The organism is candidate division WOR-3 bacterium (assembly GCA_016926475.1).
GTDB lineage: Bacteria > SDB-A > SDB-A > SDB-A > SDB-A > JAFGIG01.
Genome location: JAFGON010000023.1, coordinates 21,610 through 45,361, shown reverse-complemented (window position 1 = coordinate 45,361; position 23,752 = coordinate 21,610). Strand labels below are relative to the sequence as shown.

Annotated in this window: 17 protein-coding genes; 12 read left to right on the top strand and 5 right to left on the bottom strand. The window is 47.2% G+C overall.

Annotated elements, in window-relative coordinates:
• Window positions 1–46: 46 nt before the first annotated feature.
• A complete protein-coding gene (locus tag JXA84_02325) occupies window positions 47–2,557 on the bottom strand; it encodes a hypothetical protein (GenBank protein MBN1150038.1) in 2,511 nt (836 codons plus the stop codon).
• Window positions 2,558–2,720: 163 nt separating this feature from the next.
• Window positions 2,721–3,185 carry a hypothetical protein gene (locus tag JXA84_02320; protein ID MBN1150037.1) on the bottom strand — a complete coding sequence of 155 codons (465 nt, stop codon included), beginning with the start codon at window positions 3,183–3,185 and terminating at the stop codon, window positions 2,721–2,723.
• A 116-nt stretch (window positions 3,186–3,301) separates the two neighbouring features.
• Between JXA84_02320 and JXA84_02315 the strand changes: the two genes are divergently transcribed.
• Complete coding sequence (locus JXA84_02315; GenBank protein MBN1150036.1) at window positions 3,302–4,420, top strand: ROK family protein; 1,119 nt, start codon at window positions 3,302–3,304, stop codon at window positions 4,418–4,420.
• On the opposite strand, the gene JXA84_02310 is transcribed toward JXA84_02315, so the two are convergent.
• The 3 genes from JXA84_02310 to JXA84_02300 all read right to left on the bottom strand — a co-directional run bounded on the left by JXA84_02310 (window position 4,376) and on the right by JXA84_02300 (window position 6,665).
• Window positions 4,376–4,741, bottom strand: coding sequence for an iron-sulfur cluster assembly scaffold protein (locus JXA84_02310; GenBank protein ID MBN1150035.1), 366 nt, complete (start codon window positions 4,739–4,741; stop codon window positions 4,376–4,378). The two genes, JXA84_02315 and JXA84_02310, sit on opposite strands and share 45 nt — an antisense overlap.
• Window positions 4,742–4,814: 73 nt before the next feature.
• Complete coding sequence (locus JXA84_02305; GenBank protein MBN1150034.1) at window positions 4,815–5,969, bottom strand: cysteine desulfurase; 1,155 nt, start codon at window positions 5,967–5,969, stop codon at window positions 4,815–4,817.
• A gap of 48 nt (window positions 5,970–6,017) precedes the next feature.
• Window positions 6,018–6,665: a class I SAM-dependent methyltransferase gene (locus JXA84_02300; protein ID MBN1150033.1), complete on the bottom strand. Its 648-nt coding sequence runs from the start codon at window positions 6,663–6,665 to the stop codon at window positions 6,018–6,020.
• Between the two features lie 126 nt (window positions 6,666–6,791).
• Here JXA84_02300 and JXA84_02295 point away from each other — a divergent pair, with 126 nt between their 5' ends.
• The 11 genes from JXA84_02295 (at window position 6,792) to JXA84_02245 (ending at window position 23,277) form a co-directional block, all read left to right on the top strand.
• A complete protein-coding gene (locus tag JXA84_02295; protein ID MBN1150032.1) occupies window positions 6,792–7,394 on the top strand; it encodes a TetR/AcrR family transcriptional regulator in 603 nt (200 codons plus the stop codon).
• 10 nt (window positions 7,395–7,404) lie between these two features.
• A complete protein-coding gene (locus JXA84_02290; protein ID MBN1150031.1) occupies window positions 7,405–8,694 on the top strand; it encodes a TolC family protein in 1,290 nt (429 codons plus the stop codon).
• Window positions 8,684–9,751, top strand: a complete 1,068-nt coding sequence (locus JXA84_02285; GenBank protein MBN1150030.1) for an efflux RND transporter periplasmic adaptor subunit — start codon at window positions 8,684–8,686, stop codon at window positions 9,749–9,751. Before JXA84_02290 ends, JXA84_02285 begins: the two co-directional genes overlap by 11 nt.
• Complete coding sequence (locus tag JXA84_02280; GenBank protein MBN1150029.1) at window positions 9,748–12,795, top strand: efflux RND transporter permease subunit; 3,048 nt, start codon at window positions 9,748–9,750, stop codon at window positions 12,793–12,795. The genes JXA84_02285 and JXA84_02280 overlap by 4 nt, the downstream gene beginning before the upstream one ends.
• A 232-nt stretch (window positions 12,796–13,027) precedes the next feature.
• Complete coding sequence (locus tag JXA84_02275) at window positions 13,028–13,489, top strand: prepilin-type N-terminal cleavage/methylation domain-containing protein (GenBank protein MBN1150028.1); 462 nt, start codon at window positions 13,028–13,030, stop codon at window positions 13,487–13,489.
• Window positions 13,490–13,500: 11 nt separating this feature from the next.
• A complete protein-coding gene (locus JXA84_02270; protein MBN1150027.1) occupies window positions 13,501–13,851 on the top strand; it encodes a prepilin-type N-terminal cleavage/methylation domain-containing protein in 351 nt (116 codons plus the stop codon).
• A 5-nt stretch (window positions 13,852–13,856) separates the two neighbouring features.
• Entirely contained in the window at window positions 13,857–14,462 is a 606-nt protein-coding gene (locus JXA84_02265) for a hypothetical protein (GenBank protein MBN1150026.1), read from the top strand.
• 9 nt (window positions 14,463–14,471) lie between these two features.
• The gene (locus JXA84_02260; protein ID MBN1150025.1) at window positions 14,472–14,915 is read left to right on the top strand and encodes a hypothetical protein; all 444 of its coding nucleotides are present in this window, start codon (window positions 14,472–14,474) and stop codon (window positions 14,913–14,915) included.
• An 11-nt stretch (window positions 14,916–14,926) separates the two neighbouring features.
• The gene (locus JXA84_02255) at window positions 14,927–15,457 is read left to right on the top strand and encodes a hypothetical protein (protein ID MBN1150024.1); all 531 of its coding nucleotides are present in this window, start codon (window positions 14,927–14,929) and stop codon (window positions 15,455–15,457) included.
• Between the two features lie 9 nt (window positions 15,458–15,466).
• Window positions 15,467–18,223, top strand: a complete 2,757-nt coding sequence (locus JXA84_02250) for a hypothetical protein (protein MBN1150023.1) — start codon at window positions 15,467–15,469, stop codon at window positions 18,221–18,223.
• An 11-nt stretch (window positions 18,224–18,234) separates the two neighbouring features.
• Window positions 18,235–23,277 (top strand): hypothetical protein, encoded by a 5,043-nt coding sequence (locus tag JXA84_02245; protein MBN1150022.1) that lies wholly within the window; start codon window positions 18,235–18,237, stop codon window positions 23,275–23,277.
• Window positions 23,278–23,752: the final 475 nt, after the last annotated feature.

The following is a 23,752-nucleotide window of genomic DNA, read 5'->3' as shown; positions in this document are numbered from 1 at the left end:
ATTTACTAAACCTGAAAAAAAAAAATTTAAATCTGTTTCTTTGACATCAATGCAAGATTGAAAATTTTGCTGAAAACAATCCTGAATCTGTCAAAATAACCGCAAAATAAGACCCAGCCCTAACTCTCTGCCCTTTGAAATCTCTGAAATTCCAGAAAATTCTTTGATCTGAAGCCGACCCGGGGTTTACTGTGATGATGTTTCTTCCCAAGACGTCGAAGATTTTTACAGTTATATTTCCTTCGAACTCTTTAGGTAAATTGAAGTAAATCCTATCCGCTTCCTGGGTCATAAAAAACTCGAAATCTTCAGAACTGGGTTTTTCTTCTTCGACTTCGACCGTCAAATCCATGTAGTCGATGATTCTTGCGAGCAAGGTATCTCTGTGAGCGTATCCAGGGACATTTGACACGACGCCCTCAAAACCAAAACCGGCAAAGACGATTTTTCCGGCGCCTTCTTTCCTTATCATGGAGGCTCCCTGCGGGGTGGTCTGATAACTGAAGCTTACGGATGAATTACCGGTTGAAGTCAGCATGTCCTGCGATGTCTGGTTTGAAGTGGCGATTGAGAGGCTGTCGCCAATAGGGTCGTTTGACGTTCCTGTCTGAAAATGAACGGAAGTGTTTCCCTGCCAGGAGACCTCCAGAAAAGAGGACAAAAAAGCTGAACCGTTGAGTTCTTCGGCTATTCCCTGGCCGTAAAGAAACAACTTTCCTGAAAGGTTAAAATAGTCAATTACGTCGTTCTGGTCCTGTGCGGTCAAAGTACCCGTTGATGAAGAACCCGTCAGCCAGATTACCATGCTGTACGAGTTAATAATATCCGTCAAAGAGGGGTAATTTTCGCGCTCAATTATCTCGAAACCCCGTCCTAAAGAATTCAAGCTCTGGGTGAGCGCTTCTTCGCTAGTCATTCCTCCATCGTCATCGATCACGAGAATAGGTTGTCTTCCAATGAAAATTTGAGACGTTTCCGCCGTCACCCTACCTGAAAAACCGTCGTTCATGTAGAGGACAATATCTGCATTATGGGGCGTAAATGAAGCCGCCCCTTCGACGGAGAAGGAAAAGGCGTTTTCGATTGTGTCGCCTGGGTTGATGACAGGACAAGAGGAAGATGAAGCTGTGACGGTAAGGAAAGAGTCAAGAGAAACAAGCGCTGCCTGTATGTTTGTCGCGTTTTGGGAGAATAAATGGTTGTAGACAGAAAAGCTCAGAACCGCTTCTTCTCCCTGGTCGATTCGGCCGTCTCCGTTTCCCGATGAATCGTTTGCCGAGATCAACGCGATTTTCAAAAAAGGACCCGCCGGTTTCAGTTTTAGAGTCGGGTCTCCTATCAAAGTCATGCCGTAGTGCCATGATTTTTCTTCTATTGTGAATCCGTTTGTGGCGATAAATTGAAACCATGAAAGAAAAGCTTCTCCGGTTGTCTGCCCTAAGCCGAGAGGTGAATAAAAATGGTAAAAATTCAGCATGCTGCCGGTCTTTGTGGTCCCAATTGAACCAAGCCCTGAAGGGGTTTTGAGAATATACATGCCACCCATAAAATTGTGTTCAATATACCTTGCGTTTGAGCAGGCGAAAAGGTTGTAAAAAAGACCGTAAGGTTTCAGAACAGGTATTTCTGACGCGTACATATCAGACCATGAAGTTCCCCCTGAAACTTTGAAAGAATGCAGGCTCGGTGAGGAATGGCAGAATATTCCGACCCATTCATATGTCGAAGAAAGGTGTTCTTTGTAGTTTACAGGATTGGTCGTGTCAATTTGCGACACGGAAGTGACGTCTGAATAAGCTTCCTGCATGTTCGCCTTGTACTCCTGCGCCCAGTAAGCCCAGTCGTCGTCAACATAGCTCAAACCTCTGCTGACGGATTGAAAAGAATCCGTCCTGTAGAGATGGGATCTTCGCAAGTAAATCTTACCAAGCGAATCTTCATCGCCCAAAGAGGAAAGGAAAAGGCGTCCGACCCAGATTTCGGGAGAGGTGTTTCCTTCGTGAACATCAAAAATTCCGTCCTGACCGGGAGACAAATAGTTGTTGGGGGATGTCCATGTGGAATCGTCTTCCCAAGTCCCGTCCAGATCCATGTAGAACAAATCGCACGGGAACTCTTCGTATCCTTCTGGACCCGAGCCCCAGTCGTCGATCATCTGATACCATGAGATAGGGACGTCTCCGATGAAGTAAGCTCCGACAAGGTCCTGAGATATTTTTGAAATAAGGAAATTTCTTAGTGTGAAACAGGCGTTGATTGACTGAACGCCCTGAACTGTGTCGACAGAAACGGAAAATCCTTCCGCGGCTATATCGGCCGATAGCAATGAAATTTCCGAGGCTATGAAAGGATAAAGCCCGGACTCGACGATAATTTCAACGAGGTCAGCTCCCGGGGAAAGCCGACGATCTATGTTTGCGGGTGAAACTTGATTTTCGGTCTGAAAAGACGAAGACCATTCGGCATAAGAAGTTGGGTTTCCAGGTCCCACCCAACGTGTTACCGGAATACCTGAGGGATTTCCCAACAGAACCATTAAGAACGGCATAAAAGGCATTATTAAACCTCCGTTAGATTTGCTTGTTTATTTCTGCCGGTTGTTCAAAAACCGGATGAATTGGTAAAAAGAGGCTGAATTCCAAAAACCGTTTCTTACAACACTGCCTTCAGGCCAGATTAAACAGGCAATATGCGCCTTTGCTTCTGTTTATTTCAAACCTTCAGAAGAAATATCTGAAACCTACGCCGCCGTCAAGATCGACGTCTGTCTCGGGGACAATGTTTATTACGGGGGCGATTTCTCCGTAAATCTCAATTGGGACCTGATCGAACATGTAGGCAAGACCCATTGGAATTCTAAATCCGATTTTTGTGTCATCGTGCTTGGGGAAATAAAATCTTCCTCCGACTCCAATAAACACAGGGGCTTTTCCAGTCTGGACTCTGAACAGGTCATAATAATAGAATACGTGGTCAATATGAAGGTAGAGAGCTTCAAACGAATTGTCATCGAAAACCGACCATGCGACCGCGCCGTTAAGAGAATTCACCGGAGATAGCCAATACTTCGCAGTGAAACCCGTGGGTTCTCCTACCACGATACCAAGGCCGAATCTTTTTGTCTGGCTGAAAACAGAGACGGGCAAAATTACCGCTGTTAAAATGATAAGCGCGATTTTTTTCAATTCGAGCTCCTTTTTTTGCGTTAAAAAAACATTCTATACGATATCAGCTTGCCGGACAAGAATGATTTAAAAAAGTGCATTTGCCGATTTAGCCCCAAAACTATATAATTTTAGCTGTGAACTTTCTCGATGTCGATAAATATAAAGAAGACAAAAGAGTTGTCATAACTCTCGACGCCGGAGGCACGAATTTTTCTTTCTCCGCTGTCAAAAAAGGTGGTTTCGCAGTCTCTACTTCTGTCATGCCTTCTAAAGGACACGATCTGTCGCTTTGTCTTGGGACGATTAAAAACGGAATCGAAAAGATCGGTTCAGAACTGGAGCAGAAGCCATCTGCGATCAGCCTGGGTTTTCCGGGACCGGCGGATTATAAGGAAGGAGTCGTGTTTGAACTCGTCAACTTGCCGGCTTTCAAAGACCCTTTTCCTCTAAAAGCTTTTTTGGAAGAAAATTTTAAAGTTCCGGTTTTCATGAACAACGACGCAGACCTCTTCACTCTTGGAGAATTCGTCTACGGGTTGACAAAAAACGTTAATTTGGAATTTGAGAAGAGAGGCGTGAAAAAAAGGACTCAAAACCTTTTAGGGGTAACCCTCGGGACAGGATTTGGAGGGGGGGCGATAACGCAGGGAAACCTATTCCTTGGAGACAATTGCGCTCAGGGGGAAATAAACAGGTTGAGAAATAAATATTTCGCTAATTCCTGCGCAGAAGACTCTGTGTCGTCGAGAGGTATAAGAAAATACTTTGCCGAAGAAGCGGAAATTGATTTTGAAAAGTCGCCGGCAGTGGAGGAAATTGCTTTTTTTGCACAGAACAAAAACGGAAGGTATCATCTCAGTGCCAAAAAAGCTTTCGAGAAGTTCGCGCTTGCTCTGGCTGACTCCCTTGCAGACGCCGTGAGCCTTTTTGACGGACTCGTCGTAATTGGAGGAGGAATTTCCGGCTCTCATGATGTTTTTTTGAAAAAACTCGTACGGGAAATGAACAAGCCGTACGAAAGCGTTCACGGAGGAAAAATTCCGAGAACCGAAACGCGAGTATTCAACCTCGAAGACCCGGATGAATTTGAAGAATATTTCACGAGTGAAACCATCAAACTTCAAATCCCGGGATCAAAAAAGTTTTTAAACTATGAATACATAAGAAGCAATGGAGTAGGAATATCAAAACTTGGGACCGAAAAGGCTTCAGCCCTCGGAGCTTATATCTTCGCCGTTGCCGCCATGGGTTGATTGAATCTTTGACTTGTAATCTTCTATTGCCGCTTTTATAGCCTGTTCAGCTAAAACCGAGCAGTGTACTTTCACCGGAGGAAGCCCTTCGAGTTCCGACACGACAGATTTGTTGGTAAGTTTCAAAGCTTCTTCTATCGTTTTATTTTTTATCAGTTCTGTCGCCATGGATGAAGATGCAATCGCCGCTACGCATCCGAAAGTTTCAAACCGGCAATCGGTAATTATCCCATTTTTGATTTTTAAGTAAATGGTCATCATGTCTCCGCAGACGGGGTTGCCGACTTTTCCTACACCGTCAGCGTCGGGGATAGAGCCCATGTTTCTAGGGTTTCTGAAATGGTCTATAACCTTTTCACTGTACTGCGACAAAAAAAGTCTCCTTTTTTACCGGTCAATCCTTCTTTAATGGAGAGATCAGCCTGAGTTTTGAGACAGCCGCTTTAAGGGATTGAACGGTGGGGTCAATTTCATCAAAAGAATTGTATCTTCCAAAGCTGAACCGGACGCTGCCATGAGCGTCGACATGACTCAAGCCCATCGCGAGAAGAACGCGGGAAGGTTCGAGAGAAGACGAAGAGCAAGCAGAGCCCGTTGAAACTTCAATCCCGTCGAGCTGCAGCAAAGTCGATAGGCTCTCGCCTTCGATGAATTTGAAGGATACGTTCAAGGTGTTGTAAATTGAATTTCCAACAGCAGTGTTGATTTTTATGTCCGGGATTTCCTCTTTTATCCTAAAGAACAAGGCGTCTCGCATGGCGCGGATTCTTTCTTCTGCATCTTCGCTTTTTAGCAGTTCCACCGCTTTTGCTATGCCGATAATTCCGGGGACATTTTCGGTTCCTGCTCTCATCTTGTTTTCGTGAGGTCCTCCGTGCAGAAGAGGGTCTATCGTGACGTTTTTTCTTTTATACAAAACACCTATTCCTTTCGGAGCGTATATCTTGTGCCCGGAAAATGACAGAAGAGAAATGGGGGTTTTTTTTAGGTCAAAGAAAACTTTACCGAAAGCCTGAACTGCATCAGTGTGGAAAATCACGCCTTTTTTCCTGGCGATTAAGGCCAATTCTTCAATGGGTTGAATCGCGCCCGTTTCATTGTTCGCCGCCATAATGGATGCTATGACGGTGTCTTGTCTCAGCGACTTTTCGAAGTCTTCTGCTGATACGACGCAATTCGCGTCGACCGGCAGGTATGTGACCTCAAAGCCGAAATTTTCAAGGTATTTGCAAGTGTTAAAAACGGCGCTGTGCTCTATGGAGGATGTCAATATATGTCCTCCTTTGAGTCCGAAACGCGACGCCGTTCCAATAATAGAATGGTTGATGGACTCGGTTCCGCCAGAAGTGAAAAATATCTCGTCTGGTTCGCAACCCATGAAATCAGCGATTTTTTGTCTTGATACCGCGATACTTTCCCTTATTTTGTATGCAGATTCGTAAGCCGAGGAAGGATTCTGATAAAGTTCTTCAAGATACGGTAACATTTCCGACAAGACGAGGGGGTCTGTTTTCGTCGTCGCGCTGTTGTCCAGGTATATTGTCCTCAAAACTTATGCCTTTCTTCAGTGTATGAAATCTACCGGATTCTGTAAAGATTATATTTTTTTCGCCAAAACTTTTTTCATGCCGCTTTTTGTCTCTTCAATGTCTACCAGAGCAAAGCCTTCTTTGAAGAAAGCCTCGATTTTTTTGCTGTCCCTCAAATATAAAACTTTTCCCTCGTCAGGACCCTCATGAAGTATAAAAGTTCCGTCGCTTTTGAATTCGAACTTGAATTTTGTCGGGATTGGCTCTTCAGGAAGAAAGTTTATAAACAAAAAGCCGTTTTTGATCAACAATCTGTTCAACTCTTTTATTATCGCCGTCACTTCAGAGTCGTTGAAATAGTTGATGGAGTCTATCATTGTGGCTCCATTGAAGACATTCTTGGGAAGGCTGACCTCAAAAGATTCTGAGATTTGAGCGAACTCAAGCGATATTTCGTTCTGTTTTGCCCTTAAAGTCGTAATTTGAATGGCTTCTGGACATGTCTCTGTGACAATGACCCGGTTGTTTATCTGAGCTAAAAAAACCGAGTACATTCCGGTTCCGCATAAAAAATCGAGAATCCTCCGCTCTTTGAATATTTCCATCTCGTTTATGAAAAGGGCGAGAAATTCGCTTTTCGGCTGGTTTTGAAGTTCGTATTTAAGGGCTTCTTTGTCCTGGATCAGACGCCTGAAAGATTCGTCTCTGAAATTCATAGATGTAAGATAAAACAGGAGTCAAAAATAGTCAAACGATTTTTATCTAATTTTCTTGACAAAGGCACGATGTTTATTTATTCTTCTTTTCAATTTGACTGAACGGTCAGTCAGAAAGAGGGATTAATGGACAAAAAAACGAGAATTATCAGAGCTGTATTAAAAGTCATTTCAAAAAAATACTTTGGAGAAGTCACCCTCGACGAAATCGCCGAAGAAGCAGAACTTGCCAAGGGAACCCTTTATCTTTATTTCAAAGACAAAGAAGAACTTTTCCTTCAGAGCGTGTTGTTTGTCATAGACTGCATGAAGGGCAGTGTTGAAAAAAACTACGATGAAAAGGACGGTTTTTTTACTTCATGCGAAAAAATCATCAAATCTTCAGTCTGGCTTTTCAAGAAAAACCCAGAATACGCGGGGATTATTTTCATACTTCACAATCCAAACATAGTCAAGAACAGGCAGAGATTTTTCGAAGAAATCCATTTGAAGAAGACGGAATTGTATGAGTTTCTCGTCGATTTGGTCGAAAAAGGTAAAAAATCAACAGAAGTACGAAAGGATTTAAAAACGGAAGAAATAGCGTTCTTTTTTATGAGTTTGTTTTTCGATTTGATTTTCAGATCTATTTCTCCGGGGCTTAAACGGGAGAAAAAAATTTCTAGTCAAGGATCAGTTTATAACGCAATGAATATTTTTAAAAACGGAGTTTTACTTAGAAAAGAATAAAGGAGGCGGAGTGTTATATATTGCGCTGCTACTAGCGATAGCCTCTCAGTCGGGCCTGACTTTGAGCCTTGATGAGGCGATGTCAATAGCTCTTGAAAACAATGTAAGCATAAGAGAAGCCGACGAGGAAATTTTTCAAGCCAAAGCAGGTTACAGGAAGTCGCTTTCTTATTTCCTGCCGACGGTGTCGTTTTCTTCTTCGTACACAAGGTATCCGGATGAAATAACCCAGCCGGGAATAGACGGAAATCCTGTAGTGATAAGAGCAAAGGGAACCCATCAGACCGGATTTTCTCTTTCGTTGCCTCTTTTCACGGGAGGGTCTAGACTGGCAAACGTCGCCCTGAATTCGTCTGTTGTCAGAATAGCCCAGGAGGGCAGAGAAATTGCTCAAAACCAAATAGCGCTGGGGATCCTGACTTCATATTTGGGCCTTATTCAGGCTTCTAAATCCTTGAAAATTTCAAGAGAATCCCTTCAGATGGCTAACGACAACCTAAACTTGACCCAGGAAATGCTGAGGGTGGGTATGGCGACCAACCTTGACGTCGCCAGGTCGGAGGTCCAGGTAGCTCAAGAAGAGGCGAATCTTATAAAAGCCGAGAACGATTTGGAAAACGCGGTCAATTCCCTTTGCGATATTCTGCAAATAGAAAAGACCAGCATAAATGTCGTGGAACCTGTTTTTATGGATGTCCAACTTCCAGAACTCGACAGCTGCTTAAAAATAGCTCTAGCCTCACCCAGCATGGAAATCGCGTATGCGTCGCTTTCTTCAGCAAAGGCGGGAAAAACGAATGTGATGTCTTCGTTCTCTCCGACTTTAAGCGCGTTTGCAGGTTACAATTGGTCCGGAAACAATTGGGAGTTCGGCGAACCAAATTACTACGGAGGAGTTCAGCTGAGCTGGACTCTCTTTCAGGGGACGGCGAGAATACAGGATTACTCAAGCGCTTCCTCCCAAGTCAGGGGGGCGGAATTGGCTCTTCTCGACACTCATGCGCAGACCCTGAGTTCCACGGAACAGAGCTACAGAGAAGTCAAAGGGGCAATGCTTCAATACGAAAGCGCGTTGAAAACAGTCCGGGCGTCACAGGAAGCTTACGAACTGACAGACAAAATGTACAAAAATGGACTGGCGACTTCTCTTGAGCTGTTCGAAGCCATGAATACGCTTGAAAGCGCGAAACTCGCAGAAATAGCATCTTATTACGGCATATATATTTCTTACGCAAAACTACTCTCTTCTATGGGAGTATTGACGAGTTTTATCTCCGAGGGAGGACTATATGAGAAGTAATACTTCTAAAGCCCTTGTGTTGGTTTCAATAACGGTTCTTGTTCTTTTAATGAGCTGCTCGAAAAAGCCGAAAAACAACAGAAATCCGTTCAGTTCGACAGTGAGAACAATACAGATAGAGAAAGGTTTGTTTGTTGACAAAATACGGTCCTCAGGAAGAATCGAAGGACAGATGGAAGTTGATCTATCGTTTAAATCGGGGGGAAGAGTGCTCTCCGTCTCGGTCGAAATTGGCGACTATGTGAAGAAAAACGACGTTATTGCGTCACTCGAAGGGACGGACTTTTACGCGAACTATATACAAGCCCAGGCTTCTTTTCAAAAAGCTCAGGACGACTTCAGTCGGACAGAAGAACTTTTCAATTCAGGGCTTGTGTCTCAGTCTCAATTTCAAGCAGCGCAGACTGCTTTTCAGAGCGCCCAGTCCGGCCTCATGCTCGCCCAGTCCGCGATGTCGGGGTCAGTGATAAAAGCTCCTTTTGACGGCACCATAACATCGAGGGGAATTGACCCTCAGGAGATGGCAAGTCCTGGCATGCCGTATTTCGGAATAGCCGACATGGACACTGTAAAAATCAAACTGAGCGTCAGCTCTGAAAATGTCACTAAAATCCAAGAAGGGTCTCCAGTGGAAATATGCGTGGACGCCTTCCCGGACAGGATATTTGGTGGGACAGTGAACAGAATTTATCCGGCTGCGGACAGGCAGACAGGCAAGTTTACTGTCGAAGTGATATGTTCAAATCTAGATAAAACGCTACTTCCAGGCATGATCGGCATTGCTCAGATAGAAATAGGAAGATTCGAAGAAGCGATTATAGTCCCTCTGAAGTCGGTCTTGATGCAGGAAGGAGAGACTGTTGTATTCAAGGCTTCCGGGGGAATAGCTCTTAGAACCGTGATATCCATCGAACAGATAAACGATTCTTTCGGTATCGTTCTCGAAGGACTAAGTGTCAGCGACACTGTCATAGTGGCGGGACAGGACTACATAGAAGACGGTTCGCCTATAAACTGCCTGATGTGTCCCGAATATATGCCCGGAGTTGAAAAATGAAGATATCCCAGCTGGCAATTTCTTCGAGTTTGACTGTTTTTATCGTCGCGATAGCAGCTGCTCTCTTCGGTGTTTACGCTTATTTTTCAATACCTGTTGAACTCGTCCCCGATGTCAACATCCCTTGGATTTCGGTGACGATTCCCTACCCTGGAGCCGCCCCGGAAGAGGTTGAAAAGCAGATTTCAAAAATCGTAGAAGAGGACTCCAGAGGAATTGAAGACCTCAAACATGTCTATTCATACTCTTCAAATAGCGGAGCTCAGATCTGGTATGAATTTGACATAGGAGTCGATAACGACGATGCAAAGAGAGACATAGAAGAGATAATCAACAGAGTAAAGCACGAGTTTCCTGAAGACGCAATGGATCCTATAATTCGGGATATAAAACTCAGCGAAATGCCCGTGATTTTCCTGACTCTCAAAAGCGAGAATGGGGATAAGACCTCATATGAAAACCTGAAAAGATACGCGGACGACATCGCCCCCATTTTCGAAGGCATCAGCGGTGTTTCGAGGGTCGACGTATTCGGCGGAAGAGAAAGGCAGTTCATGGTCCTGCTCAGAGAGGACAAGCTCAGGGAATACGGGCTGACGATTCCACTCATCATAGGAAGGATAAACAGTTCGAACATAGATCTTCCGGCAGGCAGCATCAATCTCGGAGAGAAAGACTACACCCTCAGAGTCCTCGGCGCCTATCGTTCCAAGGAGGATATTGAAAACACCGTGATAACGGTTACTGCTAACGGTCCGGTCTATTTGTCCGATATTTCTACGGTTCTCGACACACTAGAGAAGGCGACGTCATATTCACGTTTCAACAGCCACCCTTCGGTGACGCTCGCCATATACAAGAAAACAAACGGCAACACAATCGGAATTTCCAAAAGAATCAGGGAAGAGCTCGAGATAATCCGGGAAAATCTTCCCCTGGGAATCTCCTTCGACATAACCTTTGACCAGTCAGATTACATAAACGAAAACCTTAACCAGCTCAAGCAAAACGCGATATTCGGATCCATTCTTGTAATTTTGATATTGGTTTTAGGTGTAGGGTGGAGAAACGCCGTGCTCGTGATGATCTCCATTCCGCTGATAATAAGCACATCTTTTGCAGCTTTGTTTTTGCTGGGTTACTCATTGAACAACATGTCTCTCTTCTCGATGATACTTCTGGTCGGCATGATAGTGGACGGGGCCATTATTGTCATAGAGAGCACATACAGGTATCTGGAATACGGATACGATAAAATGACCGCCGCCAGAAAAGGCATTGACGAAACGGGAGGCGCAATTCTCGCGTCTGCCCTTACAACGATGGCCGCATTTTTCCCAATGTTCATGATAAGGGGAGTGACCGGCGAATTCATGAAATTGATCCCGATAACGGTGATTATAGCCCTGTCCTCGTCTATTCTCGTCGACCATTTAGTTATTCCTGCAGTGGCTTCAAAATTCCTCATATATCACAGTAAAGCAGCCAAGAGAAGAGACAGGTGGGTGAACTCCAGAGTAATGAGAACCTACAGGAAAATACTCGACTGGGCGCTCGACCACAGGGTGAAAACGCTTATATTCGCCGGGACCGCTTTTATCCTGTCTCTTGCTCTTCTTCCGGTTGTTGGTTTCGAGCTTTGGCCTTCAAGCGGTTTTGATCAGTTCACGGTCAACGTCTCTGTTCCAACCGGCACGCCCACCGAGGACATCGACGAAATTTCAAAGAAGATTGAAGCCCTGATCGCTCAGATACCCGAGGTCGAAAAGTACACTTCAAACGTCAGCGGGAATACCGCTCAGATAGAAGTCCGATTGTTTGAGAACTCCGGCAAAAAAGACATAGAAGTCAGAGAAATTTTGCTTGCAAAAATCGATTCGATAAAGCACGAAATTGCGGAGGCAAGAGTCGAAATGAGAGGCGAATCCATGGGGCCGCCTTCAGGTGCGCCGATCACGGTTGAAATCAAAGGTGACAACATAGACGTTTTGATGGACATAGCCTACAAAATAAAGCAGTTTCTCCGTCAGCAGGAAGGAACTCGCAACGTGAAAGACGATTTCGGATCGGGCTCTCCAGAGGTCGAAGTCATAATCAAAAGAAGAGAAGCCGCTTATTACGGGGTCACCCCTGCGGACATTGTTCAGCCCGTTTCTGTTTCCTTCAACGGAACAGACGCTACGGAAATGAACATCGGAGACGACAAGGTCAAAGTCAGGGTAGAACTTGAGGAAAGCGACAAAACGCTTGATGTCCTAAGGTCTTTTCCAGTGCCCACGGCGTCGGGTTCAACAGTTCCGCTCGAGCAAGTCGCCGACATAAACGTGACGTCGGGGTTTTCTCAGATAAACAGGGTCGATGGAATGAGGCAGGTCACGGTGAGTTCGGATGTATACGGCGTTCTCGCGTTCGATGTAATAAAAAAACTCGAACCTTTCATCGATTCTCTGCAGACGCCAGGTTACACGATAAACATAACCGGTGACAAACAGCAGATGGAGGAAGACTTCGGCGGTCTTGGAATTGCTCTTTTAATCGGTGTGGCGCTGATTTATCTAATCATGGTCATCCAGTTTCAATCTCTTTCACATCCATTTGTAATTATGTTCACGGTTCCATTTTCCATAATCGGGGTTCTTCTCAGTCTTTTGATAACGAGAAACCACTTCGGAGTGATGCCTTTCATTGGGACTATCGCGCTGGTAGGAATAGTTGTAAACGACGCTATTGTGTTTGTCACATACACAAACAAGCTGAGGAAAGACGGCATGCCGATATACCAAGCTCTAAGAAAAGCAGGCCCTGTCAGATTAAGGCCAATTCTAATGACTTCCGTGACGACGATGGGAGGAATGCTTCCGCTCGCCCTCGGAATTGGTATGAAATATAAATTCTGGGGACCGATGGTATGGCCGATAATTTTCGGTCTTCTCTTTGCAACCCTTTTGACCCTGTTAGTAATTCCGGTTGTCTATTCTTTTATCAACAAGGCAGGTAAAATGCCCCATGATTTGGAACCGGTAGACATAACAGAAAGCGATTGAGTAAAGCAATTTAGGAAATTTTTAGAGAGTCCTACTATACAGCAGGACTCTCCTTTGTTTTTTTTCTGCAATGTGAAAATATTTTCACAACTTGAAAATATTTTCACAATATTTATACACAAAAAAAAACCTTTTTATGATATGCCACATTATTTTGTGGTTTATAAAAATCAAGTTTTATGGCAAAGGTTTTGCTATACCTATAAATGTTTACAGATAATGGGAGGGATAAATGTCTAAAAAGGGTTTTTCGATAATAGAATTGATGGTCGTGGTCGTGCTGATGGGGCTGATAGTCTCAATATCGATTCCTTTTGTCAGAGTTTTAAACGACAAAGTCGACAGGGCGACAAGGCAGGTCGTCGGGGCCGTCAAGGAGGCGAGAGAGCTCGCTATAACAAAAGCAGATACGACTCTCGTAAGATTCAACACGACTGCGGGGCGTTATGAAGTCTGCAAATGGCAGGGAGGTGTCGGAGGATCGGCGACGAGTCTCGACATCAAAGGGGATATTCCGAGCAACGTCACTCTCAATTCCGGCCAGTATTCGGAGATTTTTTTTCTTCCAACCGGATCTCTTTCTCTTTCTCTCGGTTCGTCTCCGAGAGATTCTGTCATGATTGAGAGCGGCACGAGAAGGCTTTCCATAAAAGTAATTCCCGCTACCGGCATTGCCAGAATCATCAAATACTGAGGGAGATTTTTATGAAAAAAGGATTTTCATATCTCGAAGTTCTTGTGGTCGTCGTCCTCTTTGCAATTGGTATTGTCGCCCTCGGAGCGGCGAGGGTCAGGACCATGGAGGCTGAATTGAGCGTCCGAATCGAGAAACAAGCGATAAACGACTTAGAGGATTTTCTTGAATGGATAAAGAGCATCGACTACGAGACGATAGCGAGTGGCGACTCCATTTTCGGGACGACACATATTACATGGACTGTCTATCCCGACACGTCAGGCCTGAGGGCAAAGAGCATGACTGTCGAATACTCTTGGAGGAGCAGGCAAGGTCAGCAGATCATCGATACAATTCACACCTATGTGGCGGAGAGGTGAGAATTATGAAAAAAGGATTTTCTTTGGTCGAACTTTTGGGCGCCCTGACCATGGGTTTGGCTCTCGTGGGCGTCCTCGTGTATTATTACACTCAGGAGAGAAACCACCAATCTATTATCGAAGGCAGGTCCGAAGCGATACAGTCTGCAGAAGCTATTTTGAGGATAGCTTCGAGAGAGATGAGGGCAATACCCGGAAACACAAGGGAATTTCAGGACACGACCATTTTCAAGATTTTTAAACTCCACTACAATGCTTCAGGAAACGATTCGTTTTGCTATTTCGCAGACGTTTACCCTGAAGCCACTTTTGGCAACGGATCGCTCGACACAGTCTATGAAACCTTCGGAATCGTCTACGACGCAGCTTCAAAGAACGTTTACAACGTCCGATACAGCGCGGGTGCTCTGGTCTATAACCTTTTGATTCCCGGCGTTGAGAGTTTTGACATAATACCGTACGACGTCACCGGAGCTGTGACGGCGAACAACCTCGCGGTCACCCACGTAGAACTGAGGGTGACGACCTACAACCAGAGAGCCGTGAAAAATCCGACTTCGGCGGACACGATAACTTTCAGCCGGGTCGTAACAATAAGAAGCAGGATGTAAGGGGGGCAGATGAAAAGAAAAGGAATAGCGCTCATCTTGGCTTTGAGCATACTTGTCGCGGGAGCTATTCTTGTCGGCGCAGCTTTTATGCTCGCGACGTCTGATCTCAGAATCACAGACGTCATAAAGCATAAAACGCAGGCCTTCAGAGGCACTGAAGCCGGAGCCGAAAGAGTGACGGCGACACTGGGAACTGTTTACCAACCCGACCATGGAGACACTTTCACGATAGGAAACGTCAAATGCGACGTAGACACAATGACCAAGACAACAAAAATTTTACCGGGTTACACTTCTTCCTGGACGGCAAACGAAAGAGCTCTTGTCGCTCTGAATTATTCATACAAGATAACCGGCGAAGAGCAGATAACGTCCCCGAGAAAAGGACGTTCTCAAATCCTCGTCGGAACAACAGCGGCGCCGGTCCCCGGCGGGACTACGGGCTATCCGTAGAAGGAGGTCAGATGGTCAAAATATCGATATTTATTATGCTGACGTTTTTTCTTTCCCAAAACGTTTCAGCTTTTGAACAAGACATGGATTTAAACCCTCCTCAGGAGAGAGAGGCTGTCAAATGGTTCGCTTTGAGGTCTGATCTATCCGTCTCTTCTACCGCCCTTGAAACAGACGATATAAAGAAAGAAATCCTTGAAGACTACGAGCTGAAAGACGACCCCTCTCTCCCGACCGGTTTTTTTGTCTACGACCCAGTGGTAATTTTTTACCACGGCTCGGACGAATACGGCTTTGATATAGAAAGGCTCAAGGGTTACGACCCAGGGTTTCCCATAAGATCGCCCGAAGGAGTCAAAGTAATATTTATGGGTAAGATTTTGTCGAGAGAAGCGTGGCATTACGCTGTCGAAATCGACGGTGAAATTTTCACGAACCAAGGAATTTTCTACACGGTGATGGAGATACAACTCGGTTCTGGAAGAGCTTGTCTTCCAGTAGCCGTCGTCGTGGATCCGTCCGGAATTCAAGGGACAAGGTAAGGGGGAAACATGAAGTGGAAAAATTTATTTATCTTGCTTGTCTTTCCCGCTTTGCTGCTCGCCAACGATGAAGTCCTGTTCCGCGTCGCGGCTGAACCTGCGGCCATGATTTTTCTCGACAGGTCGGGCAGCATGGCCGGATCGAGAATAACCCAGGCTCTGCAGGTCATAAAAAGCCTTCTCGACGCAGACAAAGACGGAGTGGTGGAAGACTCCGACAGGGATATTCTCGGCGTCGATCTGGCAACTGGATTTTTTTATAACACCCCTTCGGGAACGTACAACCCCGGTCCGTATATCTATCTGCCCGGGGAGGCGACGGGTTCTTTGAGAGCGGACACTTTCGGGACGCCCTATTCGACGATATGGTCCCACATCAACTACACCACAAATGGAGGTTGGACTCCTAACGGCCCTGCGATTTACTTTTCTTCAAAATGGATACACGAATACGACTCAACCCATCCAGACCTCGACTGCAGGAGTTATTACCTGATACATATAACTGACGGGGAATCAAACGGCTATGGAACAAACGCGTCTTACACCCAGATAACCGAATCAAACGACTGGCTCGGAAGCTGGTCGCTTGTCCGAGAAGCCTCGGTGAGCAACCAAGACAGAGATATTCCGGCTTTCATGGTCGGTTTCGGCACAGGAATAACACAAAAAGGAAGAAACGAACTGAACTGGGCGGCATACTGGGGAGGGACCGACAATCTCGATAAATACAACTATTCAGACATGATGTACAACCCCCCCCACACACACGTTCACAATCCGTGGACATGGCCACAACCCATTGGAAGCGGTTGGGGGTCATCAAACGGATGGTACAACCCAAAATCCGCCTACTCGACGGGCTATCAAGCCCTGCCTCCTTCTTTTCATTACTGCGAGGGTTACGCCTATATAGCTCAGACCGCCGATGAGCTCGCTCAATCCCTGCATGATATTTTCCAGTCGATTCTCGAGAACAACTTTTCGTTCTCACCGGCGAGTGTCCCTGTTGTCAGGACTATGATAAGCGACACGGCGATAGTTTACGCGACTTTCCGTCCTCAGGGAGGAGGGTTTTGGGATGGTCAGCTCAGAGCTGTCGTTTTCACGGGCGACACATTTTTGGGTTCTGAAATCTGGACCGCGGGAGAATCTCTTCAGCAGACCCCTTCCGCGAGCAGAAAAATTTTCTACACGAATCAGCTTGGACTCAAATCCGACTTCAGTTTTCTGAATGTCCTGCCCTCGGAAGTCAACGTCGGCACCGCCTGGGAAAAAGACCTCATCGTCCAGAGGACGAGAGAGGGTTACAGCAACGCGTCTCCTGGATGGAAGATGGGAGACATATTTCACAGCGCTCCTCTGATGATAGGCGCCCCGAGCCCATTTTACACAGGCGACCCGTCATACGTGGTTTACAGAAAAAACCACGCTTACAGAGACAGCAGAAAAAGGGTGTACGTCGGTACAAACACGGGTACGCTTCACTGTATAGACGCCTCTACCGGGCATGAAGTCTGGGCTTGGGTGCCGAAATTCGCGATGAACAAACTCAGGGTTTGGGCGCTCGACAACCAGCACACCTATATTTTAGACGGACCGGTCACCGCCGCCGATTTGTGGGCCGACTTGGACGGAGACGGTGTGAAAGACCCGACCGACTGGCGAACAATTTTGATTGTGGGGCAGAGAGAAGGCGGCAACAACTACATAATTCTCGATATAACCGAGGTGCCGGCGCCGACAGACACTTCTTCTTATCCCAAGTTGATCACCGAAATATCCGGAACTCTCATCGGAGGCCTTTATAAAAGGTTTGGAGACACCTGGTCCCAGCCCACAGCGGGTCAGTTCAAAGTGGATGTGGACCCCGTCAGCAACGACACGGCAATTCCCATGTGGGGATTTTTCATGGGTGGGGGATACGTCCCCGACACTTCAGGATCTTTCGTAGCGGACACGGGAGATTTCTTCGCTTTTTACGCTTTGACCGGAAACACCGCATGGGCAAAAGGATGGGAAAACCCCAACGGAAACGGAGTGCCGGCTTCTCTGGCGATGACGGATATGAACGTAAACGGCTTCGTCGACATGGTGGTTGCTCCGGATCTGGGCGGAAACCTCCTGATAATGGACACAGAATCAGATACAAATCCTTCAAATTGGTCGGTTTATACAGCTTTCAGCGGGAGCGCGGGAGTCCCGGCCGACGCCGACATGACTTGCTTTTTCCCCGTCGCTGTAGCTCAAGATTTCAGCGGAGAACACTGGTATTGCTGGGGTTCCGGAAACAGGGACAACCCAATGGACACAACGAAAGTCGGTTACTTCCTAATGCTCAAATCGCCTCCGGCATCCGGCGCGGCGGCGACAATATCCGACATGGCCGAGTTGACGACAGCAGCGACCCCTCCTGGTGATTACGGGTATTACTACAGGCACACCCACCCCGGAGAGAAAGTCACGTCTCTTCCTCTCATTTACAGCAACAACGTATATTGGACGACATTCGCCCCCGACACAGCAGAAGCAGGCCCCTGCGACATTGGAGCGGGTTACGCGAGAATGTATGTCGCGTCGCTGCTCGAAGGCAGACTCTTGGAGGCTATAGACCTCGGACACATTGGAGTCCCTTCCTCTCCGCAGGTCACTGTCGGTCCTGACGGACCTGTGGTCATTGTGATGACCAGTTCCGGACCTATAATCAGAGAGATAACAGGTCCAGGATTTAAAAAGAAATACGTCTACTGGAACGAAGTTTACTGATGGAGGGGAAGATGAAAAAAATAGTAATTTTTTTGAGTTTGCTGATTACAGCTTACACTCTGTCGGCTTATCATTTCTGGGATTTTGAGACAGATCCCTGGGCCGACGGATGGAACTCCGCCAAGAGAATACAGGGTCAAAACTGGCCCCGCAGGTGGCAGTGGAGGGTTTACGACCAGGAAGCCATAAGGCCTCTTGACCCATTGACGATGAGCATGTGGATATGCAGCAACAGAGCCGGCAACTATGTCCTCAGGGACACTCTCTATTCGCCCAAGATTTCGGACTCTCTTTTCTACACTCAATGGCTGAAGTATTCCATAGGTTACAATTACAGGGCTGGCAGAGACCGCGACACCGCTTCAATTCTTATACGGAGCTGTGCCGCGGGTGCTTGGACGAACTGGCAGCAGTTGAAATATTATTACGGCACAGATCTTTCGATATGGGATTCCGTCGACATCTCATCTTACGCAATGGGTTATGACACCATTCAGTTAGGTTTTGCCTACAGGGGAGGGGGAGGTTCCCCTCTCAGGCCCGACTTTTACCTGGGTCTGGACAACATCTCAATAATGACGTTTCAGGGGGGAAACATCCCGGGTCCAACGACGGCACCTTTAGGGACTGACAGCGGACTCGTAGAGACAAATTACGTCTATACTTCGGAAGTCGTACCAGGAGATTACGAATACCAGTTCTCGTGGGGGGACGGTGGCTATTCGGCGTGGGATATTTCAACCTCGTCTTCCCGCTCCTGGACCACCCCCGGAACGTATTTCGTCCAGACCAGGATCCGTGACGCCAACGACAGTTCGCTGGTTTCAAACTGGTCCCCACCTCTTCTCGCCGTCATGGTGACTCCGAAAACCGCTTATTATTGGGGTTTTGAAGTCGACGACGGAGGTTTCGTCGGCCTGCACCAGCTCGGGGACTGGCAGTGGGGTATTCCGCTTTCAGGTCCGTTTAGAGCCCGAAGCGGGGGAAATGTTTGGGCGACCAGGTTAAACGAAAATTACTACACGAACGCGAGCTGGCTGAACACGCCCGAGGTAAACCTTTCAATGTGCGATTCGGTCATCCTCGATTTCTGGATGTGGTATGACTCCCGCCAGGATTACGACGGAGTCAACCTCTGGGTAGGAAGCGCTTCCTTCACGTGGGGGCTGAACAACGCGGGTTATTACTGGGACACCGTGCCGAGCGCGAGCATAGTCCCCGCATACACAGGCAGCTACAACGTCACGTGGACAAGCACGACCATGCCCGGCTGGACAGGTTCGAATCCTATTTGGACGCTCTACCAGGTGGACCTGACCCCGTACAAATACGCCACGGATTTAAGACTTCTTTGGAGGCTCGGGGACAACGACGGAACAACCGGAAACAGAGCAGGTTTTTACATAGACGATATAAGACTCGACACAGTTATGCTGATACCGGGACCCACTACCGCGCCGACAGGTCCGGATACCTGTATAACTTATAATTCATACAACTTCACTTCTGAAGTTGTCGCTGGAGCGGTCGAATACCAATTCGACTGGGGAGACGGGACCTATTCCGGATGGAATATCTACCCCTTAGCACAGAAAACTTACGACGAGGTAGGGACGTATTTCGTCAGATCGAGGGTCAGAGATTCCGGCGACACTACAAGGCTTTCCGGGTGGTCTCCTGAACATTTGACCGTCGCCCTTCACGCCAGGACTGTTTATTACAGCGGGTTTGAGTTCGAGATGGACACCGCCGGATACTATTTTTCCGGTGACTGGCAGAGGGGAATACCCGTAGTTGGCCCCTTGTCGGCCAGGTCGGGCGTGAACGTCACCGCGACAGACCTCGACGGAATATACGATCAAAATGCGAGTTGGTTCAGAACTCCGGATATCAACACGTCTTTTGCCGATTCAGCGGTTCTTTTCTTCTGGATGTGGTACGAAAGCGCTTACAACGAAGACGGCGTTGATTTGTTTTACGGCTCCGCTTCAATGCCGAGCGGATGGAACAGCAACGGAAGAAATTGGGACACGATCCCGAGCGAAAATGTAAATCCGATTTACACGGGAACATTCAACGTATCTTGGATGGGAGCGACTTTGCCCGGCTGGACGGGGTCTTCGTCCAACTGGACCCTCTACAGCGTCAATTTGACCGGTATAAAAAACTACACGGATCTGCAGATTCTCTGGAGGCTCTCCGATAACAACGGGACGACAGGAAACGGACCAGGATTCTACATTGACGATATAAGGGTGGACACTTTTATGCGTCCGTTGATAGGACCTCTACACCCTCCCTTCGGACCAACGTGGGGATACGTGTCGACAAACTACGCTTTCCTCTCCGATTCTGCTATTACAGGAATGGGGACTCTCGAATACCAGTTCAGCTGGGGCGACAGCGCTTATTCCAGTTGGAGCACCGACAGAAACGCCATACACCAATGGTCAGCCGAAGGTCTTTACGGGATAAGGACGAGAGCTAGAATCCAGTCAGACACAACGCTCATAGGCCAATGGTCTCCACCGCACTATATCGAGGTAGGCGCTTCCGGTTATTTCGACCCTCCTTGGACGTTCGAACCCGGCAACCAAGGGTGGAAGATATCCTCGAATTGGGAGAGAAAATCCTCCTCATGGTACTCTGGATGGGAGATGACGAGTGGGGACAATTGGAGCATGTGGGCTATAGGAACCGGGAAAAACTACGTATGCGACACGACATTTTCACCCTCAGCCCCCGTGTCTGTGGATTATCAGTATCTATGCTGGACAGGCTGCCTCAGAAAGAGCACAAGCGTTCAAGGCGATACCGCCATAGTCATGTTGAGGACTTTCAGAAACACGGTCTGGGGAGACTGGGAGGCGGTTTATTTCTACACCACAAACACAAACCCCAACTGGTTTTACCAGGAGATACTCCAGCTTTTTGGCGCGGACAGCGTCCAGGTCGGTGTGATATACACACACAGGGAAGGTCCCTCTTACGATAGGTTCTTCGGCATAGACAATGTCTGGCTTCTAAACAGACCATACCTCGAGGAAGTTGTCTGGAACTTCGAGGATCAGGCGAAATGGGACTGGACGCACACAGTAAGCGTAAACTGGCCCAACGGCTGGAACATAAGAGACGAAGGGACAGTGAGTTCTCTCGAACTCGACAACGCCGGAAACTACAGCGCTTGGATAGGCAATACTTCATCCCACAGCACTCCTCTGGTGGACACGATAAAATCGCCTGCGGAATGGAACCCTGTAGACCTTCAGTATTTTGTCTGGGGGATAGGCTTCAACAACGCCTACGACTCGATAAAAGTCTTGATGTGCGGATTGAAAGAAGGCTCCTGGACCGCTTGGCAGGAGATAAAGACATACTACAGGGCGACGACTCCGAGCTTCAGGGCGCTTGACTCAGCCGACGTAAGCGATTCGTTCGCGAACGCTTCTAAAATTGAAGTGGCTTTTGCCTACTATGCCACCCAGAACTACGGCGCGTGCGTAATAGACAACATCTACCTGAGCTCCTCGGTGGACAAAGACGCTTTTGTCGGAGGGGGAGACCCGAACATACAGGGTGTCTTCCAACCCGCGGGGTCTAGCAGTATAAGAGAAGTTGTCAAAAACAACGGGACTCAGACGGCGAACTTCTCTGTAAGAGCCGTCGTGACCGACATAAACAGCGGATCAGTCCTGATGAATGAAACCCGCGACGTCACGGGGCTTTCTTATCTGGACAGCGTCATAGTCGATTTTGGAGACGTGGACCTTGTCGAAGACCACCACTACATAAAGAAAATAATAATCGAATACCCCGGAGACGCGAATCCCCATAACGACACCTCAATTTACTCTGTAAGATGCGTCACGCCGTCATGGGAGCCGATAGCCGACATGCCTATAGCCGTCGCCGGTCCTGTTTCTTGGATAGACGACGCGGGGGATGTCAATGTATTCGGAGACACGCTTCACATGAAATACGACGCCACTGGCAACGTCTGGTCGGTTGTTTCTTCCATTCCTTACAAAATAACCGACGCTCAGGGAGTCAGCGCCACGGACAAAGTTTATATGCTGAGTTCCGACTCTTCTCTCGCCGGAAAACTAATTATCTTTGACAAGTTAACTGGAAGCTTCCAGACCCAGGACTTACCCAACACCGTCAACTCGCCGGTGCTGGCGTTTTTTGAAGGCATCGGAGGCGATTACATCTACGTGATCGAGAGCAATTTGACAGAAAAGCCTTCATGTTATTTCTTTGACGAAAATTCAGAAGAGTTCATGTTGGCTTCTCCTCTTCCCGGAGGTTTTGAAGGAGGTCTTTCCGTAAGTTCAAGGGAAGGCATTGCGCTGGCCGGAGGGGATATCTACGGGGGCAACGTCTATTTCGGAAGGGTGAGCGCGGCCTCTCCCGTCGTGATAAACTGGAGCACGGACTACAGAACACCTCTTAGAAACACCGGTAAAATTTCCGCGGGTTCATCTGGTTCATACATGGTCTTTGCGGGAGGTCAGAGTTCGGGTGTGTTTTCGGCAAATTCGTACCTCTATGAAAACGGTTATGGTTGGTATCAAATAGACAATCTTCCTTCTCCCCTTTCAAGCGCCTCGATAACCGCAAGGGAAGCGGAAGGTTCTTCAGACACCGTGGAAGTACGGGATTTCTTCCTTGTCGGGGGCAGAAACTCCTCTGGCGCTTTGTCGGATGCTTACAGGCTCGTGCTTAAGACCAAAAAAACGATGGGCATGGAGTCTTCTTCAGAAGCAATCGGACCCAGCGAAGTATTTTCGGTCAGACTTGCCTCTTCCAACGTGTTTATGGACGAGGTATCTATCAGGCTGTCTCTCCCCGGGAATTCCTCGGTTAGATGGCTGGTCTATGACATTTCAGGAAGACAGGTCAGAGAAATCGAGACTTTCCTGCCGGCAGGCACTCACATTGTCAGTTGGGACGGAAAAGACGACAGAGGGACAAGCCTTTCAGCTGGAACGTATTTCTGGATGCTCAGGACTGATTTTGGCTCAGAAAACGGGAAATTCCTGCACGTCAGGTAAAAAGTAAAAAGGGGGGTTTCCACCCCCCTTTTTTTACATTATAATATTTTCAAAAGACAAGCATCGGAGGAAAGATGCGTAAGATACTGTTTTTGCTGCCAATCCTTGTTTTGTCATGCACAAAAAAATCAGGTACCGAACCCGAACCGCAACCGGAAAAAAGAATTACCGTCACTCATCCTGATGCAGGTGATTTTTTATCACCTGACAGTTCGTATACCATATCTTGGTTTAAAGAGGGAGACATACAGAGCGTTGACCTGTTTTACAGGGTCTCAGACGATTCTCCGTGGATTGTAATCGACACGGCAGTCGAAGGACTGTCAGCTCTTTGGACTGTCCCAAAGGTCAGGACGGCAAAAGCCAAGATAAAAATTTCAGCGTCGGATGACAGTTCGGTTTTCGACACAAACCAGGGATATTTCATCATTGATTCGGTGCTCCACCCCGACCTGGTTTTGCTTATCTGCGACAG

Excerpts from the sequence above, each read along its gene's own strand:
- JXA84_02285 (MBN1150030.1), top strand. The coding sequence starts at position 8,684 with ATGAGAAGTAATACTTCTAAAGCCCTTGTGTTGGTTTCAATAACGGTT.
- JXA84_02280 (MBN1150029.1), top strand. The coding sequence starts at position 9,748 with ATGAAGATATCCCAGCTGGCAATTTCTTCGAGTTTGACTGTTTTTATC.
- JXA84_02255 (MBN1150024.1), top strand. The coding sequence starts at position 14,927 with ATGGTCAAAATATCGATATTTATTATGCTGACGTTTTTTCTTTCCCAA.
- JXA84_02250 (MBN1150023.1), top strand. The coding sequence starts at position 15,467 with ATGAAGTGGAAAAATTTATTTATCTTGCTTGTCTTTCCCGCTTTGCTG.
- JXA84_02325 (MBN1150038.1), bottom strand. The coding sequence starts at position 2,557 with ATGCCTTTTATGCCGTTCTTAATGGTTCTGTTGGGAAATCCCTCAGGT.
- JXA84_02245 (MBN1150022.1), top strand. The coding sequence starts at position 18,235 with ATGAAAAAAATAGTAATTTTTTTGAGTTTGCTGATTACAGCTTACACT.
- JXA84_02265 (MBN1150026.1), top strand. The coding sequence starts at position 13,857 with ATGAAAAAAGGATTTTCTTTGGTCGAACTTTTGGGCGCCCTGACCATG.
- JXA84_02295 (MBN1150032.1), top strand. The coding sequence starts at position 6,792 with ATGGACAAAAAAACGAGAATTATCAGAGCTGTATTAAAAGTCATTTCA.
- JXA84_02275 (MBN1150028.1), top strand. The coding sequence starts at position 13,028 with ATGTCTAAAAAGGGTTTTTCGATAATAGAATTGATGGTCGTGGTCGTG.
- JXA84_02270 (MBN1150027.1), top strand. The coding sequence starts at position 13,501 with ATGAAAAAAGGATTTTCATATCTCGAAGTTCTTGTGGTCGTCGTCCTC.
- JXA84_02300 (MBN1150033.1), bottom strand. The coding sequence starts at position 6,665 with ATGAATTTCAGAGACGAATCTTTCAGGCGTCTGATCCAGGACAAAGAA.
- JXA84_02260 (MBN1150025.1), top strand. The coding sequence starts at position 14,472 with ATGAAAAGAAAAGGAATAGCGCTCATCTTGGCTTTGAGCATACTTGTC.
- JXA84_02310 (MBN1150035.1), bottom strand. The coding sequence starts at position 4,741 with ATGGGCTCTATCCCCGACGCTGACGGTGTAGGAAAAGTCGGCAACCCC.